The organism is Clostridium sp. YIM B02555, from assembly GCF_022320955.1.
GTDB lineage: Bacteria > Bacillota > Clostridia > Clostridiales > Clostridiaceae > Clostridium > Clostridium saccharoperbutylacetonicum.
Genome location: NZ_JAKJJY010000024.1, coordinates 1 through 16,459, shown reverse-complemented (window position 1 = coordinate 16,459; position 16,459 = coordinate 1). Strand labels below are relative to the sequence as shown.

The following is a 16,459-nucleotide window of genomic DNA, read 5'->3' as shown; positions in this document are numbered from 1 at the left end:
TCATATTTTTTGAATGATAAACTATTATTAAGAACGAAAGAAAGTTATGGTCAAAAAAAACTGCACCATGACTTACATGAAAGGAGAGTTATTATGTCTATTGAAAAATTCCATATCCAAGTATCTGATGAGGTACTTAATGATTTAAAATACAGATTGGAACATGTACGCTGGCCTGAGCAAATAGAAGGCTCAGATTGGGAACGAGGTACTGATATAAATTATTTAAAATCACTTGTTTCATATTGGAAGGATGAATTTGACTGGCGTGCACAAGAAAGAGAATTAAACCATTTTTCACATTTTCGCTGCAATGTGGATGGGATAGATGTTCACTTCATACATGAAAAAGGTAAAGGACCTAATCCAACACCAATTATCCTTACTCATGGATGGCCTGATAGTTTCATACGTTATCAAAAGATTATCCCACTTCTTACTGATCCTGCAAGTTATGGTGGTGATCTTAATGATTCTTTTGATGTAATTGTACCTTCACTACCTGGCTTTGGTTTTTCTAGTGCTTCAAAACATAGTAGCATGGATAATTATCGTGTTTCCAAGCTTTGGGCAAAACTAATGACTGAAAAGCTTGGTTATAGTAAATTTGCTGCTGCTGGTGGTGATATTGGTTCAGGGGTTACAAGATACTTGGCATTAAACCATCCAGAACTTCTAATAGGAATCCATCTAACAGATATCGGCATTATTAGAAATCTTATGGTTTCTCAAAGTGAAGCAGAACTTTCAGAAGAAGAACTACAATATAAGAAAAATGCCTCTGAATGGATTTCAAATGAGGGAGGTTATATGTCTATTCAATCTACAAAACCTCAAACCATTGCCTACGGACTTTCTGACTCACCTGTGGGCTTGGCCGCATGGATTATAGAAAAATTTCGCAGCTGGAGTGATTGTAATGGTGATTTAAATAAGAACTTTAGTAAAGATGAACTTCTCACTAATATAATGATCTATTGGATCACAAATACCATAGGCTCATCAGCAAATGCATATTATGAAAATGTACATTCATTGCCACCAATGGGACATATAAACGTACCAACAGGCATAGCCCTTTTCCCAGCTGATGTATTGCTGCCACCTAAAAAATGGGCTATGAGCAATTTAAATGTCACTCGATGGACTACAATGCCCAAAGGTGGACATTTTACTTCTATGGAAGATCCTGAACCTCTCGCTAAGGAAATTCGAGCATTCTTCACACCTTATAGATCTAAAGAATAATAAACAATAATAGCTTTACTTTTATAAAGTTACAGATATAACACAATTGTTAAACAGAATTAAAAAAAGAAATGTCAAGCTACATTGAAATAACAAATTCCATACACCTAGTTAATAATTTTTACAATTTAGTATCTATTTCCCTAAATTGATACCGAAATAGATATTATAGAAAAAGTGGGCGGTAAATAACCTATCATATTACCCGCTATTTACCGCTTGCCTTATACTTCTTCACACCATGATATACAAGTTATGAATTATAACTTCCGTAATAGCCCTAACCAATCCTTGATGCATTGTCAAGTCTGCTCGGCTGTCTTGGTCAAAGTATACCATAACATCTACAACTTCTGAATCATCTGCACTAAATATGATCTAACGTCCACCATATTTATGTGTATGCTTTCCCCCATTTTTAGTATAATTCAATACATAATTCTGCCTAATAATACTTGCATTATTTAATTAATATCTTGTGTTTATTTTACTTTAATTTACTTATTGTCCTTTACTTATGATATGGTTCTCCGTATCACCTCTAAATGAGATTTTCCCATTTTATTCTTCTATTTATTTTCTGCATAATTATGGTATAATTCTAAAGTACAATTTAAAAGTTGAATGTGGGCTACTGGTATCACTCACCTTTCTTGTGAAAGGAGGTGATACATGTGAGTAACGATATTTTAATGTTACTATTTCAGGCAGGATTATTTTTACTAGCACTATTAACATTTGTTGTGTTACTTATTGATAAAATGCAAAAATAGTAGCCCCAGCTCGCAATTGGACGCTACTATTTTTTATTCCTATAAATTATAGTGATCCCAGTTGCCTAAGCAACTAGAATTGTACATAAGTAGAGTGCTACAACACTCTACTTTTTTATTATATGCATTTCTTATTTATATTATATCAAATTTTTATAAAAAATAAACCTATATAATTTTTTCTATTTAAAAATTTTAATCTCAATAATGTAAATTAGAACTTGTAGACTACATATCAAAAATATCAATTAATTTCAGTATATATAAGAATTTGTCTTCACCTCCTATGCAACCATACTTTATATCCATTTCTTTAGCAATTCAAAAAGCACCCATCCACATGAAAAGGTTTTTCTTTCTCTCAATGCCTTCTGGTAACTTTAAAATTTAATCTTTTATTATTCTAGTTTTCATAAATATAGTCCGGTGCACAGTACATGATATAACCATCTTTGATAGTCATTTCTGGTTTAAGCAACTTATCAGCTAAGAAAGTAGAACCTTTCCAGTCCATATATAATTGTTCTTTGTCCATAATGTCAAAAATAGCAAAATAGATAGATTTGAGCTTAAACAAACTCAAATCTATCTATCTTAGCTTAGATTCTATTATGGTCTATATACATCATTTATGATTTCAAAGCCTTTTTTATCAAGTAAATCATCTACCCATTGTCTATTAACTGTTCCTGATGCTGAAGCTTGAACTTTATCTGCATCTACTGCTGCAATAGATTTTGCTTTATCTAATATTTGTGCTGCATCATTTTTAGGAATTACAATTACTCCATCAGCATCTCCAAGAATTATATCTCCTGGGTTAACAGCTATACGTCCACAAGCAATAGGAACATTTACTTCACCAGGACCTTCTTTGTAAGGACCACCAGGAGTTGTTCCTGTTGCGTAAATTGGCATTGTATATTGTGATATTGTGTCAATATCACGTATAGGTCCATCAATTACTATTCCTTCAATCTTTTTAAAATCTGAAAGATATTTATACATAATTTCGCCCATTATTGACTGGCTTCTATCGCCTTCATTTGAAACTACGATTACGTCCCCTTCTTCAGATATATTAAGCGCTTTATGTAAAGCAAGATTATCACCAGGACGAGCTTTTACAGTTAAAGCTACTCCGCACATCTTCTTTGTTGGACTTGACATTAGCTTTATATCTGAGTGAAGTGCACATAAACGGCCCATAGCATCTGCAACATTTGCTGCTGGAAGCTCACTAAATGCTTTCACTAATTCTTTATCTGGAAGTTCCCTTTTTAAAAATACTCTATTTCCTACTGGCATTTTATTTTCCTCCTAATACTAGTCTACTTTTTTTGTATAATCAAATTCAACTACTGGCCATGTTGGCTTTTGACCAGATAATACTTCATGAATACCTTGTGCTGAATGTAGTGACGCTCTATTAGTTGCTTCATTAGTAGCTGCTCCAATATGTGGTCCAACAACACAATTTTCTAATGATAATAATGGATGATCTGGGCTACATGGTTCTTCTCTAAGAACGTCTAAACCTGCTGCTGCAATTTTTCCAGTTGTTAAAGCTTTATATAAATCTCCTTCAACAACAAGTTTACCTCTCGCTGTATTAATGAAGAATGCTGTTTCCTTCATCATTTCAAATTCTCTTTCTCCAACTGAATCAGCTGTTTCAGTATTTGCTGGACAATGCATTGAAACAATATCACATTCTTTAAAAATCCTATCCCTATCTTTAATTTTCTCAACACCTTCTGGAAGCTGTTCTTGTGTTTTATATGGATCATAAACCATAACCTTCATGTTAAATCCATGCATTGCTTTCTTAGCAACAAGTGAACCGATATTACCACATCCAATAAGACCTAATGTTTTTCCATCTAGCTCAATTTTATTTACTTTTAATTTTGCATAATAGTAATCTTTTTTAATGTTATCTCTAACCTTTGTAAAGTTTCTTGAACAATAGAGCATATAGAAAATTGCACACTCTGCAACTGACATACAGTTAGATTTTGGTGCATATACAACTTGAACACCATTTTTTTTAGCAGCTTTAAGATCTACAGTATCGAAACCAACACCATGCCTTGCAACAGCTTTAAGTTTAGGTGCTGCATTAAAAACATCAGCTGTCATTTTAGTCAATCTAACAATTATTGCATCACAATCAGGTATATCTTTAATTACATCTTCGACTTCTTTTCCACTTCCATCTACTAATTCATAGCCTAAATTCTCAAGATAATCTCTTGCTGGTTGTGTTATTTCTTGTGGTAATAATATTTTATATCCCATTTTTATTCCTCCTAAATTTGCTTTTAATCTAATGCTTTATTTTATAAAATATTTTGCAGAACCTAGTTGCACTGCTACAATATTTATAATCAATTCTTATAACTCTTAGTAAATCCCAAGTACTTTCCAATAAGGTAAAGCCACTACTACGTATACTAACATAACTATCCCTACCATTATGGTTCCTACTCTATACCAGTCTTTTTGATCAACATAACCCTGTGAATATATATAAATACTTGCACCATTTCCGTAATTCGTTAACCAACAACTATATCCACCAAAGAAAGCCAACAATAAAGATAGTACTGTTATATTTGCTTGGGTTGTAAGTGCTAGTGTAAGAATTATAGGATATATTGCTCCAATATAAGCAGAATTTGATACGAAGAAGTACTTTACAGCAAAGGCCATAAGAAGTAATATAAGTATAACTATCCATCCATTAACATGCGCTAAATTTAAGTATTGCTTAAGAAGTGATGCTAAAAAAGGATAGAATTTTCCATTTGCCAATATGGCTGCACTTCCAAAGAACCCCCCGTACCACATATACATACTCCAAGCCATTTTTTCTTTTAAAAGATCATCCCAAGTCATGATGCCAAATAATAATTCAAGTCCTATGAATAAGAATGCTACTACTTGCATATCAATACCCTTGATTGGTCCGATAACTATTTGAGGTCCAAACATCCATCCCAAAATTGAAAATATAAATATTCCAAGTAAAATCTTCTCTTTGCTTTTCATTGGACCCATTTCTGATTTAGCCTTTACAATTAGATGATCTATGTCTCCTAATTCTTTTATTTCTGGTTTATACAATTTGTACATGACAAGTGGTATGATAAATAATACTATTGCTCCGGGAACAATCGCTGCTTTAAACCAAAACATCCAAGAAAGTGTAGCTCCCCCTGAACTTTGAATTGTTGAAGCAATAACTGCATTTGAAGCCATACCTGTTAAGAATAAAACTGCTGTACCCATTGATATCATATGATATGTCAATTCAAGATAAGCACCTAGCTTTTTAGGATTTTCTGTTGGTGTAGAACCTATAGACTCACAAACACCTTTAAAAATTGGAAATACAATTGCTGAACGTGATGTATTTGATCCAGTTGCTGGACTTAAAATCAAGTCACAAATTAACAATATATAAGCTAATCCTATTGATGTTCTACCGAATTTAGTTTTTCCTAATTTATCCAATAGTATAAAGGCTATACGTTTTCCTAGACCTGTCTTTGTAAATGCTCCACATGCAAGTACTACTGATAACAAGAACACTACTGATGGTGATCCATAGCCTGCATATACCTTAGTAGGATCCATGAAAAGTGACGCAACAGCTAAAATAATCATTACTATAATCGGTTCAGCAAAAGGTTTAAGTATTAAACCACAAAGTATTGCTGCATAAATACCAAACATATGCCATGTACCCGCTGCAAACTTAGTTGCTTCTGCTGGATCTTTAGCTAAATTACTTGATAAAGTTATATCTGTTAAGCCTTGCGGTGTTGGTACAATCCAAACTATTATGCCTAAAAAAATAACTGGCAAAAGTCTTAATAACGTTTTCTTATCCATAATATTTCTCCTTTGTTGCATATATTTTTAATTAAATCTAGATATATTACTTAAGTTATATAATTAATTCGAAAATTTAATGTAATTCTTATTTTCTAGTATCTAATATAAGTTTTGCTCCTGATATTAAGAAATGTATATCTGCATCTGCCACATCATTGTAATATAAAATTAGCCCTTCTATCGTTCTTGGGATAACTTTTGATGCTCCTGCATGAGCTATAACGGTTGCAACAATTTCTTCTGGAAGATCATATTTCTGTGCATAGTATCCACTCATAAAACCATGCTGATATGTTTTACCTATATTATTCTTTACACATGTGCCTTGAACTTCTCCTGGATCATTTTCTACTATTTTGCACACATCATGTAAAAGAATACTTATAATTAATACATCCATATCCACTTTGTATCCATATGCTTCTTTTACATTCTCCGCCATATTGACGGAGTTCCTAATAATTGTTCTTGTATGGTTCACAAGAGAAACATTTGGTGCTAATGTAGCAAATTGTGGTTTCATAATATCATCCCAAGCTCCTGCTTCAAACGCCTCCTTCCATATTGCACATGCTTTATCAACTAATTCTTTGTTATTTACTAAACTTAATTCTGGAAATAATGATTTAATTTCTTCTTTGCTTATTGTTTTCATATCTACACTCCTCTATAAAAATTTTAGCTGCATGTTTTCGTTTACACTAAATAGTTAATCGATTAAATACAAGCTTGTCTTTATATGCTAATAATAACATCTCTAATTTTCGACTGTAAAATGCCTAAAATGCATCACAGTCATTACAAAATTCTATTATTTTTTATATGAAATAATAGAACTATACACAATCCTATTTTGAGAAGTATATTTATAAATATATACAGTCATCATCTTCTGTTAGCTATGAATGTTTCTCTTCTTTTGTTTTACTACTTTAATAAAATCCACATTACAATTAGGGTATACCATAATAGGCATACCCTTTCTTTTACTATTCTTCTTTTAATCACAATAAATATCTATATCTCTTAAAAGTTTTAATTCCATTTGATACTATATATAAAATACTGATGTATTGAGCTGGCTGCTCCAAATTTCTCCTTTGGTAGGGCTTTTCATCTAATATCTGTTGGAAGAACGTAGAATTGAATGAGCTTTAATGCATTACAAATTTTTTATGGAACTGTACTCATCTAACGCCTTTATAAATATAGGTATACATGGATTATTATTAACTTTCTTATAAGCTGCTACCACTCGTATAGGATCATTGTTCCTTTTAATTCTCAAAAACTTAATATTGTTTTGAGCAAGGTATTCCAGACTATGTAATAAAACACTAACCCCCATTCCACAACTTACCAGAGTCAATAATGCTGTAACAGTATTTGCACTACCAGTAACCTTAGGTATAAATCCATCATTTAAACATATATTTGTTATATGGTTACTACTTTGTGCTGAGGCATTAGGATTCATTAAAATGAAATGATCGTCCCTTAAATTTAACAATTCTATAGTACCACCCTTTGCCTTTGGATGATCTACTGGCAATACAGCACAATAATAATCTTCATAAATCGTCTTAAAAACCAACTCATTGGTCTCAATAAATCCAGCTGTATTTGTAAAGGCTATATCAACCTTATCATTATAAAGCTCATTTAATAATGCAGTATGTCTATTGTCTGCCATCACTAAACTTATATTAGGATACTTTTGTCTAAAAAAATTAATGAACTCTGGTAAAAAATTATGTAGTGAAGCTTCTAAAAACCCTATTTTCAAACTACCAAGGTATCCTTCTTCTGATTGCTTTACCTTTATTAGGCTATTATTGTAGTGATATATCATCTTCTCTGCTTCTTCTAAAAAGGTCTTTCCTGCTGCCGTAAGCTTCACAGATCGTTTATCTCTTATAAAAAGTTTTGCTCCAATATCTTCTTCCAGATTGGATATAATTCTACTATAAGCTGGTTGTGTAATATACATTCCTTTAGAAGCTTTTGTAAAATTCAAAGACTTTGCCAGCAAAATAAAACATTCCAATTGATGAGTATTCAATTTGCATCCTCCTTTATAAAGCTATAAATAGCTATTACTACAAAACATGTAAACAATTATATCATATATTCTGTATCTATAATATGTCCAGAATAAAAGTGTTCATTATGAAAAGCAACAACAAAACCATAGTAACATTTTATTGCTTCTCCATTACATGCACTTTTTATTCCACTATAAAACCCACTATTCATAAACTCTCAATGTTTGAATTAGCCTTACTCAAGTATTCCATATATTTTTTGTGTTGCTCTATTTTACATTCCAATAATCCATTTATTTCCTCTCCATCATTCAAATGCTTGTCTAAAATAGAAAGTATTCCTTCTACAGTCACAGATCCATATAACAAATTATCTTCTTCATCGAAATAGTCAAATTTCGTCATAATACTTTCATAACCTGGAAGCGACTTTTTTAACGCGTCATGATATAGTCTAATTGATTGTATCTTTTGCTATTCTATTTGTTTGCTGTTTTTTGTCTATTACTCAAGTTTGTTTCTAATTTGAGTATAACCTATTTTGTAAATTAACAATTACTTATGATACAGTATTTTCGCTTATAAACATAGCCTAAAGCAAGTGATATCAATATTTAAGACTAAAAGCCTCACTTATTTATGGTATGGTTCACCCTCCATTATCCTAAACGCTCTTTTCTTTACTTATATAGGATTATTTAATCTATAATAAGTTTTTCAGTCAATTATATTATATTGGAATGCTTTTGTATGGTGTTTGTATTACCACATTCTTATGGGTCAATTAATTAAATTCAATATATACTTTAATATTCTTTTGTATTCTTTTTATATGGTCTTTATTCTACCTTCACCTTACAAGGCTTAACATAACATTAATTCTATGCATATGCTGTATATATTGTATTGCTTGTCTATATGATGTATACAATATTTTATCTAAAGTAAGTATATTTCTAAACACTCTCTTTATAATTAATATCTTAAACATTATTAAAATTACTTTTCTCTTCATAAGATATATTAAATTCGCGCTTATCCACACAAAATTAATAATAATTATTAATAATGAAATTATCAATGCTTTCATTATTAGGTCCGTCAGAATAGATTTAAGCATGATATTTCCCCCATAAGTAAAGTAATAATTTTTCAATTTATCACACCATATATTTCAAATATCACATTATTCAATTATAAACGAACACTATTTCCATAAATCACTACACAAAATATAAGCATTGTAATTCAAATTTGCCATTATTCTGACACAATAATTTACTATAATAAAATCATAAACTTGATAAAAACTTTTTTTCATAAATATTTACCCTATTAAATAATGAGTAACATTCATAATTCCCATTTATGATATGTTACTCTTTTTATTTTTGTAGCCACAACAGTCTAGCAATAGTAAATCAAAATAAGTTTTAGCCGCTATTTTACCGTATAACTCCCCCATTTTTCTATCCGCATAGTCAATATTAGGTATTATCATTGTTACACCTATTTTCCCTTTACTTATTTTCCTTATAAATTACCAATTAATTTCTGGATTTATGTCAATATATTAGAAATAAAAGTTTTAACTTTTTAAGATTCTTGATCTAACTATTAATCATATTTATAAAAATTATGCATTTAATGGATAATTATAAGAAATATTATCAATAATGTTTGTTCTATACTACAATATCATGGTCATTATTTGAAATTCCACTAATATATTAAATAAATTTCCTTAAAAAACAATATATAACAATATTTTAAAATAATCTGATAATTTACCTCTAAAAGCTATATAAAAAAAATATCCTACTGTCTTGTCATTTGATAACGTTTTTTCTTCCTTATATTTACTTTTTTGTCTTAAAAGGTTGACTCTGTAAATTTTAGTGATAGCATATATTTAATAACATTAAAACTTTAATATTTCATATAGAATTTTTAATGTTATTAATTTTTAAATCATAAGGAGGATTAGTCATGATTAAAGACACGCTAGTTTCTATAACAAAAGATTTAAAATTAAAAACAAATGTTGAAAATGCCAATCTAAAGAACTACAAGGATGATTCTTCATGTTTCGGAGTTTTCGAAAATGTTGAAAATGCTATAAGCAATGCCGTACACGCACAAAAGATATTATCCCTTCATTATACAAAAGAACAAAGAGAAAAAATCATAACTGAGATAAGAAAGGCCGCATTAGAAAATAAAGAGGTTCTAGCTACAATGATTCTTGAAGAAACACATATGGGAAGATATGAAGATAAAATATTAAAGCATGAATTAGTAGCTAAATACACTCCTGGGACAGAAGATTTAACTACTACTGCTTGGTCAGGAGATAACGGGCTTACAGTTGTAGAAATGTCTCCATATGGCGTTATAGGTGCAATAACTCCTTCTACGAATCCAACTGAAACTGTAATATGTAATAGTATAGGCATGATAGCTGCTGGAAATACTGTAGTATTTAACGGACATCCAGGCGCTAAAAAATGTGTTGCTTTTGCTGTCGAAATGATAAATAAAGCTATTATTTCATGTGGTGGTCCTGAGAATTTAGTAACAACTATAAAAAATCCAACTATGGAATCTCTAGATGCAATTATTAAGCATCCTTCAATAAAACTACTTTGCGGAACTGGAGGGCCAGGAATGGTAAAAACTCTCTTAAATTCTGGTAAGAAAGCTATAGGTGCTGGTGCTGGAAATCCACCAGTTATTGTAGATGATACTGCTGATATAGAAAAGGCTGGTAAGAGTATTATTGAAGGCTGTTCTTTTGATAATAATTTACCTTGTATTGCAGAAAAAGAAGTATTTGTTTTTGAGAACGTTGCAGATGATTTAATATCTAACATGCTAAAAAATAATGCTGTAATTATAAATGAAGATCAAGTATCAAAGTTAATAGATTTAGTATTACAAAAAAATAATGAAACTCAAGAATACTCTATAAATAAGAAATGGGTCGGAAAAGATGCAAAATTATTCTTAGATGAAATAGATGTTGAGTCTCCTTCAAGTGTTAAATGCATAATCTGCGAAGTAAGTGCAAGTCATCCATTTGTTATGACAGAACTCATGATGCCAATATTACCAATTGTAAGAGTTAAAGATATAGATGAAGCTATTGAATATGCAAAAATAGCAGAACAAAATAGAAAACATAGTGCCTATATTTATTCAAAAAATATAGACAACCTAAATAGGTTTGAAAGAGAAATCGATACTACTATCTTTGTAAAGAATGCTAAATCTTTTGCCGGTGTTGGTTATGAAGCAGAAGGCTTTACAACTTTCACTATTGCTGGATCCACTGGTGAAGGAATAACTTCTGCAAGAAATTTTACAAGACAAAGAAGATGTGTACTCGCCGGTTAATCTCTTGCTAAACTTATATATTTATTCATATAACTTTAATACGCAATGTTCCCACAAAATATTAAAAACTATTTAGAAGGGAGATATTAAAATGAATAAATTAATAAAATTAACAGATTTAAATCAGATTTTCAAAGATGGCATGACAATTATGGTTGGGGGTTTTTTAGATTGCGGAACTCCTGAAAACATCATAGATATGTTAGTTGATTTAAATATAAAAAATCTGACTATTATAAGCAATGATACGGCTTTTCCTGATAAAGGAATTGGAAAACTTATTGTAAATGGTCAAGTTTCTAAAGTAATTGCTTCACATATTGGAACTAATCCCGAAACTGGAAAAAAAATGAGCTCTGGTGAACTTAAAGTTGAGCTTTCCCCTCAAGGAACACTGATTGAAAGAATTCGTGCAGCTGGATCTGGCCTCGGAGGTGTATTAACTCCAACAGGGCTTGGTACTATCGTTGAAGAAGGTAAGAAAAAAGTCACTATCGATGGCAAAGAATATCTATTAGAACTTCCGTTATCTGCTGATATTTCATTAATAAAAGGTAGCATTGTGGATGAATTTGGAAATACCTTCTATAGAGCTGCTACTAAAAATTTCAATCCATATATGGCAATGGCTGCAAAAACAGTTATAGTTGAAGCAGAAAATTTAGTAAAATGTGAAGATTTAAAAAGAGATTCCATAATGACTCCTGGCGTATTAGTAGACTATATCGTTAAGGAGGCGGCTTAATTGATTGTAGATAAAGTTTTAGCCAAAGATATAATTGCCAAAAGAGTTGCAAAAGAACTAAAAAAAGGCCAACTCGTAAACCTTGGAATAGGACTTCCAACTTTAGTAGCAAATTATGTACCGAAAGAAATGAACATTACTTTTGAATCAGAAAATGGAATGGTTGGTATGACCCAAATGGCCTCATCAGGTGAAAATGACCCAGATATAATAAATGCTGGTGGGGAATATGTAACCTTATTACCTCAAGGTGCATTTTTTGATAGTTCAATGTCTTTCGCACTAATAAGAGGAGGACATGTTGATGTTGCTGTTCTTGGTGCTCTAGAAGTTGATGAAAAAGGTAATTTAGCTAACTGGATTGTTCCAAATAAAATTGTCCCAGGTATGGGAGGCGCTATGGATTTAGCAATAGGTGCCAAAAGAATAATTGTGGCAATGCAACATACCGGAAAAGGTAAACCTAAAATTGTAAAAAAATGCACTCTCCCACTTACTGCTAAAGCTCAGGTAGATTTAATTGTTACAGAACTTTGTGTAATTGATGTGATAAATGATGGCTTACTTTTAAAAGAAATTCATAAAGATACAACTATTGATGAAATAAAATTTTTAACAGATGCAGATTTAATTATTCCAGACAACTTAAAGATTATGGATATCTGAATCATTCTATTTTAAATATATAACTTTAAAAATCTTATGTATTACAATCTAAGAAAAGAGGTTGATTATTTTATGTTAGAAAGTGAAGTATCTAAACAAATTACAACTCCACTTGCTGCTCCAGCGTTTCCTAGGGGACCATATAGATTTCATAATAGAGAATATCTAAACATTATTTATCGAACTGATTTAGATGCTCTTCGAAAAATAGTACCAGAGCCACTTGAATTAGATGGAGCATATGTTAGATTTGAGATGATGGCTATGCCTGATACAACTGGTCTAGGCTCATATACAGAATGTGGTCAAGCTATTCCAGTAAAATATAATGGGATTAAAGGTGACTACTTGCATATGATGTATCTAGATAATGAACCCGCTATTGCTGTTGGAAGAGAAAGTAGCGCTTATCCAAAAAAGCTTGGTTATCCAAAGCTATTTGTTGATTCAGACACTTTAGTTGGAACACTTAAGTATGGTACATTACCAGTAGCTACTGCAACAATGGGATACAAGCACGAGCCTCTAGATCTTAAAGAAGCTTATAATCAAATTGCAAGACCCAATTTTATGCTAAAAATCATCCAAGGTTATGATGGTAAGCCAAGAATTTGTGAACTAATATGTGCAGAAAATACTGATATAACTATTCACGGTGCTTGGACTGGAAGTGCACGTCTACAATTATTTAGCCATGCACTAGCTCCTCTTGCTGATTTACCTGTATTAGATATTGTATCAGCATCTCATATCCTAACAGATTTAACTCTTGGAACACCTAAGATTGTACATGATTATCTTTCCCTTAAATAAAAATAATATAGAATAACCACTACAAAAGTAGTGGTTATTCTATATTATAAATCAAATTGTAAACTATGATCCAGACTCTACCCCTGAAAAAGGTGTGTGGAATATAATTTATTATTTCTTTATTCTATTAATTTGTTTAACTTATTAAAATATATGATATAGTATAAATAAGAAAAGTTAGTGTTACAAAGATTAATTCATTTAAAATAAAAAATAAACTTGTAGGCAACTCAATTGTTACTTATTAGTTTATTTTTCTGCTATTGAATAAATCTGGATCAACTACAATTCCACCTTGATACAACTTCACATAATCGTCGTTTTCCTCAGATACTTCATACCCAGCACTTTCTATTAATTCAATTTCTTTTTTAAAATCTTCAATTGAAGTATTTTCTCTATATATTTCTATTGATTCCTTAATTATCATCTAAGCCCCACCTTTATATAAATCAAACATTTCCTTTCATGCTCATGTTTATATATGTATCTAAATTTTCACTTGCAATTACTGCCTCATTAGAATCCCGCCCATATATTTCAATAGCCTTGTGTAAATCTGCTCTAGCTATTTCTATATCTTGGTTGAGCTTAGAAATAGCTTCATCATTTTTCAATTTTGATTCCCTCATTTTCCCCCGTATATTATACCCTTACTTTCCTTAAATGCTTTAGGCTTATTCCATTCTATTGGTACATTTGCCATACACATACATTCAGAGCTATTATCCTTGAAAATACAATTGCCACAACTGTCCTCATGGATTTCACAATATTTAACTAATAATTTATATATCATTATTGCTAATATATTTTTCATATTTACTACCCCACTTTTGCCACTTCTTTAAATCAAAATTACATTCAATTTTCAAAAATTTTCTTTCATACTCATGTTTATATATATATCTAAATTTTGACTTGCAATTATAACCTCATTAGAACTCCATCCATATATTTCGATAGCCTTGTATAGGTTTGCCCCAGCTTTTTCCATAGCTTGGTTAAGTTCATTATTTTTCATTTTATTCGAACTGGTGTTTGCGTAAAGAGAACAACAAATTTCATTTTTCCCCCTTAATATTATCTGCGTATTTACTTATTTATTTTAAATACTTACTATTAACTCAATTATATATTGACTTCTTTTATTTTACAAATTTAAAAGAGTTTAACAAATTCAAAGTGAATTTTGTTAAACTCTTTCCAGTTTTTAGCATTAATTTGCAGTGTTTTTGCTACGTTTATTGTCATTAATGTGAATCTTGTGTCTCTAAATGATACATATTATTTTGGTCTACACTCGCCACTGTGCTATTTTTTGCAGTATTAGTATGTGTAGTTTTAGTTGAAGCAAATGCAATGTTTGATAGTAACATTGATGTAGCTATTACACCTAATAAGATTTTTTTCATAGAATCACCTCCTTAAAATGTTTAAGTAAGTCTATAAATCCTTTATTTAACATTGTAATATAATGTTAAAATTTGCGATAAAAAAATTTTTTCTTTAAATTTTTTTAATCTCTCTCATTTTTTCTCTTGATTTCCTGCTAAAATATTTACTTTTTTCTTCATTTCGACCTCTATAATACTCTCCAATCTCTGCATAGATTAAAGAATAATCTATATTTAACGCTTTTGCCTTATCTGCCATTATCATTAAATTTTCTTTATCTTCCTTTTTTATATAAATAAGTACCAAATCATAAATTACTTGTTCAATTAAACTTAAGTTCTCATTATCCTTTTTCTCACATACTTCTAACGCCCGTAAGAGATAATATTTCACCTCTTCATTTGAGTTTTGGAATACTTTTGATGCAAAATATAGAGTTTCACCAATATCTTCATTACCTGGATTATATATTAAAGATTCTTTAATATGCATTATAGCTAACTTGTAATTTTTTTTATTGAAATATAATTCAGATAAATTTCTATAAGTTTGAGCGATAAAATCTTTATCATCACATTCCATAGCAATACTTAGAGTTTCCTTGTATTCTTTTTCTGCTTCGTCAAACTTATGATAATCATTCAAGCAATTCGCATGATTCATTTTCACTCTTAATAACATATTACAATCATTAATTTCAAATTGCTTTAGTATTTTAAAATATTCTAAAGCAGTATCATACTTACCTAGCTTTTTATATGTCGTTGCCTTGTAAAACAGTATCATTATAGAAAGTTCACTATTACATATATCACTATTTAGTTTTTCTGCGTAGCCTAATTGTTGTAATGCTTTAACGTAATCTCCAGTAAATATCTTATTTCTGGATTTATATATATAAAAATTCACTTCTTCTTTAACATTACTCGAATTAATGCATATTTTTAATCCAATATCACACATATACTCACTTTGAGAATACTTATATCTATAGTAGTAAAAATTAGCAGATAATTTATACAACTCTATTTTTTTATCATCTGTAATGTTATACTTTTCAATTAATTCTTCAGCTTCTCTCAACTTTTGATCAAACAAATCTATTACTTTAATTTCTTTCAATTCCTTTATAATGCTATTAGTAAAAATATGATTTGCTTGTTCATCTTCATTTTCCATTAATTCCTCTGGCGTAATTAATTCAATCTTTATCCCCTTTTTTTTCGCAATTTTATTAAAATTTTTAGCAATACCAGTAGCTAAAGTTAATGTCGGATTCTGCTTATTATTTTCAATTTGACTTAACCAAATTTTTGCACATACTCCTTGAGCAATTTCATCTTGAGTTGCCCCAAGTATATTCATTCTGTATTTCCTTATTTTTTCTCCTTGTGTCATGATTTCATTATTAAACATTTAAGTTTTCTCCTCTCTCTTTAAAGAGATAACAAAAACTAAATACAAATTTTGCA

The 16,459-nt window shown here is 30.4% G+C and carries 20 protein-coding genes; 6 read left to right on the top strand and 14 right to left on the bottom strand.

The window, feature by feature from the left end:
* Positions 1–93: 93 nt before the first annotated feature.
* Together L3B98_RS23865 and L3B98_RS23860 are read left to right on the top strand one after the other, a co-directional pair.
* Positions 94–1,248: an epoxide hydrolase family protein gene (locus L3B98_RS23865; RefSeq protein WP_238918506.1), complete on the top strand. Its 1,155-nt coding sequence runs from the start codon at positions 94–96 to the stop codon at positions 1,246–1,248.
* A gap of 674 nt (positions 1,249–1,922) precedes the next feature.
* On the top strand, positions 1,923–2,021 hold the full coding sequence (locus L3B98_RS23860) for a putative holin-like toxin (protein ID WP_238918505.1): 99 nt from the start codon (positions 1,923–1,925) through the stop codon (positions 2,019–2,021).
* A gap of 609 nt (positions 2,022–2,630) precedes the next feature.
* On the opposite strand, the gene L3B98_RS23855 is transcribed toward L3B98_RS23860, so the two are convergent.
* The 8 genes from L3B98_RS23855 to L3B98_RS29025 all read right to left on the bottom strand — a co-directional run bounded on the left by L3B98_RS23855 (position 2,631) and on the right by L3B98_RS29025 (position 9,470).
* Positions 2,631–3,329: an RraA family protein gene (locus tag L3B98_RS23855; RefSeq protein WP_238918504.1), complete on the bottom strand. Its 699-nt coding sequence runs from the start codon at positions 3,327–3,329 to the stop codon at positions 2,631–2,633.
* A gap of 18 nt (positions 3,330–3,347) precedes the next feature.
* Positions 3,348–4,322 carry a hydroxyacid dehydrogenase gene (locus L3B98_RS23850; protein WP_238918503.1) on the bottom strand — a complete coding sequence of 325 codons (975 nt, stop codon included), beginning with the start codon at positions 4,320–4,322 and terminating at the stop codon, positions 3,348–3,350.
* Positions 4,323–4,427: 105 nt separating this feature from the next.
* Positions 4,428–5,921, bottom strand: a complete 1,494-nt coding sequence (locus tag L3B98_RS23845) for a DASS family sodium-coupled anion symporter (protein ID WP_238918502.1) — start codon at positions 5,919–5,921, stop codon at positions 4,428–4,430.
* 88 nt (positions 5,922–6,009) lie between these two features.
* Entirely contained in the window at positions 6,010–6,579 is a 570-nt protein-coding gene (locus L3B98_RS23840; RefSeq protein ID WP_238918501.1) for an HD domain-containing protein, read from the bottom strand.
* 507 nt (positions 6,580–7,086) lie between these two features.
* Positions 7,087–7,986 (bottom strand): LysR family transcriptional regulator, encoded by a 900-nt coding sequence (locus L3B98_RS23835; RefSeq protein WP_238918500.1) that lies wholly within the window; start codon positions 7,984–7,986, stop codon positions 7,087–7,089.
* A 56-nt stretch (positions 7,987–8,042) separates the two neighbouring features.
* Positions 8,043–8,180: a hypothetical protein gene (locus tag L3B98_RS23830; RefSeq protein ID WP_238918499.1), complete on the bottom strand. Its 138-nt coding sequence runs from the start codon at positions 8,178–8,180 to the stop codon at positions 8,043–8,045.
* The gene (locus tag L3B98_RS23825) at positions 8,177–8,374 is read right to left on the bottom strand and encodes a hypothetical protein (RefSeq protein ID WP_238918498.1); all 198 of its coding nucleotides are present in this window, start codon (positions 8,372–8,374) and stop codon (positions 8,177–8,179) included. Before L3B98_RS23825 ends, L3B98_RS23830 begins: the two co-directional genes overlap by 4 nt.
* A 961-nt stretch (positions 8,375–9,335) precedes the next feature.
* Positions 9,336–9,470: a hypothetical protein gene (locus L3B98_RS29025; protein ID WP_275298490.1), complete on the bottom strand. Its 135-nt coding sequence runs from the start codon at positions 9,468–9,470 to the stop codon at positions 9,336–9,338.
* 488 nt (positions 9,471–9,958) lie between these two features.
* Between L3B98_RS29025 and L3B98_RS23820 the strand changes: the two genes are divergently transcribed.
* The 4 genes from L3B98_RS23820 (at position 9,959) to L3B98_RS23805 (ending at position 13,589) form a co-directional block, all read left to right on the top strand.
* Positions 9,959–11,365, top strand: a complete 1,407-nt coding sequence (locus L3B98_RS23820) for an aldehyde dehydrogenase family protein (RefSeq protein WP_238918497.1) — start codon at positions 9,959–9,961, stop codon at positions 11,363–11,365.
* 91 nt (positions 11,366–11,456) lie between these two features.
* The gene (locus L3B98_RS23815; RefSeq protein WP_238918496.1) at positions 11,457–12,110 is read left to right on the top strand and encodes a 3-oxoacid CoA-transferase subunit A; all 654 of its coding nucleotides are present in this window, start codon (positions 11,457–11,459) and stop codon (positions 12,108–12,110) included.
* Complete coding sequence (locus tag L3B98_RS23810; protein ID WP_238918495.1) at positions 12,111–12,776, top strand: 3-oxoacid CoA-transferase subunit B; 666 nt, start codon at positions 12,111–12,113, stop codon at positions 12,774–12,776.
* 72 nt (positions 12,777–12,848) lie between these two features.
* The gene (locus L3B98_RS23805) at positions 12,849–13,589 is read left to right on the top strand and encodes an acetoacetate decarboxylase (protein WP_238918494.1); all 741 of its coding nucleotides are present in this window, start codon (positions 12,849–12,851) and stop codon (positions 13,587–13,589) included.
* A 244-nt stretch (positions 13,590–13,833) separates the two neighbouring features.
* Here L3B98_RS23805 and L3B98_RS23800 read toward each other — a convergent pair whose 3' ends face one another.
* From L3B98_RS23800 to L3B98_RS23775, 6 genes are all read right to left on the bottom strand, one after another.
* Positions 13,834–14,019 (bottom strand): hypothetical protein, encoded by a 186-nt coding sequence (locus L3B98_RS23800; RefSeq protein ID WP_238918493.1) that lies wholly within the window; start codon positions 14,017–14,019, stop codon positions 13,834–13,836.
* Between the two features lie 22 nt (positions 14,020–14,041).
* Positions 14,042–14,221, bottom strand: coding sequence for an aspartyl-phosphate phosphatase Spo0E family protein (locus L3B98_RS23795; RefSeq protein ID WP_238918492.1), 180 nt, complete (start codon positions 14,219–14,221; stop codon positions 14,042–14,044).
* On the bottom strand, positions 14,218–14,409 hold the full coding sequence (locus L3B98_RS23790) for a hypothetical protein (RefSeq protein WP_238918491.1): 192 nt from the start codon (positions 14,407–14,409) through the stop codon (positions 14,218–14,220). The genes L3B98_RS23795 and L3B98_RS23790 overlap by 4 nt, the downstream gene beginning before the upstream one ends.
* Positions 14,410–14,460: 51 nt before the next feature.
* Positions 14,461–14,613 (bottom strand): aspartyl-phosphate phosphatase Spo0E family protein, encoded by a 153-nt coding sequence (locus L3B98_RS23785; RefSeq protein WP_238918490.1) that lies wholly within the window; start codon positions 14,611–14,613, stop codon positions 14,461–14,463.
* 229 nt (positions 14,614–14,842) lie between these two features.
* Positions 14,843–15,004, bottom strand: coding sequence for a hypothetical protein (locus L3B98_RS23780; RefSeq protein ID WP_238918489.1), 162 nt, complete (start codon positions 15,002–15,004; stop codon positions 14,843–14,845).
* Between the two features lie 94 nt (positions 15,005–15,098).
* Positions 15,099–16,403 carry a helix-turn-helix transcriptional regulator gene (locus L3B98_RS23775; RefSeq protein WP_238918488.1) on the bottom strand — a complete coding sequence of 435 codons (1,305 nt, stop codon included), beginning with the start codon at positions 16,401–16,403 and terminating at the stop codon, positions 15,099–15,101.
* Between the last annotated feature and the right edge of the window lie 56 nt (positions 16,404–16,459).

What these genes read in the sequence shown, in the direction of transcription:
- L3B98_RS23785 (WP_238918490.1), bottom strand. Translation starts at nt 14,613, where the DNA reads ATGAAAAATAATGAACTTAACCAAGCTATGGAAAAAGCTGGGGCAAAC.
- L3B98_RS23795 (WP_238918492.1), bottom strand. Translation starts at nt 14,221, where the DNA reads ATGAGGGAATCAAAATTGAAAAATGATGAAGCTATTTCTAAGCTCAAC.
- L3B98_RS23790 (WP_238918491.1), bottom strand. Translation starts at nt 14,409, where the DNA reads ATGAAAAATATATTAGCAATAATGATATATAAATTATTAGTTAAATAT.
- L3B98_RS23820 (WP_238918497.1), top strand. Translation starts at nt 9,959, where the DNA reads ATGATTAAAGACACGCTAGTTTCTATAACAAAAGATTTAAAATTAAAA.
- L3B98_RS23830 (WP_238918499.1), bottom strand. Translation starts at nt 8,180, where the DNA reads ATGAATAGTGGGTTTTATAGTGGAATAAAAAGTGCATGTAATGGAGAA.
- L3B98_RS23850 (WP_238918503.1), bottom strand. Translation starts at nt 4,322, where the DNA reads ATGGGATATAAAATATTATTACCACAAGAAATAACACAACCAGCAAGA.
- L3B98_RS23805 (WP_238918494.1), top strand. Translation starts at nt 12,849, where the DNA reads ATGTTAGAAAGTGAAGTATCTAAACAAATTACAACTCCACTTGCTGCT.
- L3B98_RS23800 (WP_238918493.1), bottom strand. Translation starts at nt 14,019, where the DNA reads ATGATAATTAAGGAATCAATAGAAATATATAGAGAAAATACTTCAATT.
- L3B98_RS29025 (WP_275298490.1), bottom strand. Translation starts at nt 9,470, where the DNA reads ATGATAATACCTAATATTGACTATGCGGATAGAAAAATGGGGGAGTTA.
- L3B98_RS23845 (WP_238918502.1), bottom strand. Translation starts at nt 5,921, where the DNA reads ATGGATAAGAAAACGTTATTAAGACTTTTGCCAGTTATTTTTTTAGGC.
- L3B98_RS23775 (WP_238918488.1), bottom strand. Translation starts at nt 16,403, where the DNA reads ATGTTTAATAATGAAATCATGACACAAGGAGAAAAAATAAGGAAATAC.
- L3B98_RS23815 (WP_238918496.1), top strand. Translation starts at nt 11,457, where the DNA reads ATGAATAAATTAATAAAATTAACAGATTTAAATCAGATTTTCAAAGAT.
- L3B98_RS23825 (WP_238918498.1), bottom strand. Translation starts at nt 8,374, where the DNA reads ATGACGAAATTTGACTATTTCGATGAAGAAGATAATTTGTTATATGGA.
- L3B98_RS23855 (WP_238918504.1), bottom strand. Translation starts at nt 3,329, where the DNA reads ATGCCAGTAGGAAATAGAGTATTTTTAAAAAGGGAACTTCCAGATAAA.
- L3B98_RS23865 (WP_238918506.1), top strand. Translation starts at nt 94, where the DNA reads ATGTCTATTGAAAAATTCCATATCCAAGTATCTGATGAGGTACTTAAT.
- L3B98_RS23780 (WP_238918489.1), bottom strand. Translation starts at nt 15,004, where the DNA reads ATGAAAAAAATCTTATTAGGTGTAATAGCTACATCAATGTTACTATCA.
- L3B98_RS23840 (WP_238918501.1), bottom strand. Translation starts at nt 6,579, where the DNA reads ATGAAAACAATAAGCAAAGAAGAAATTAAATCATTATTTCCAGAATTA.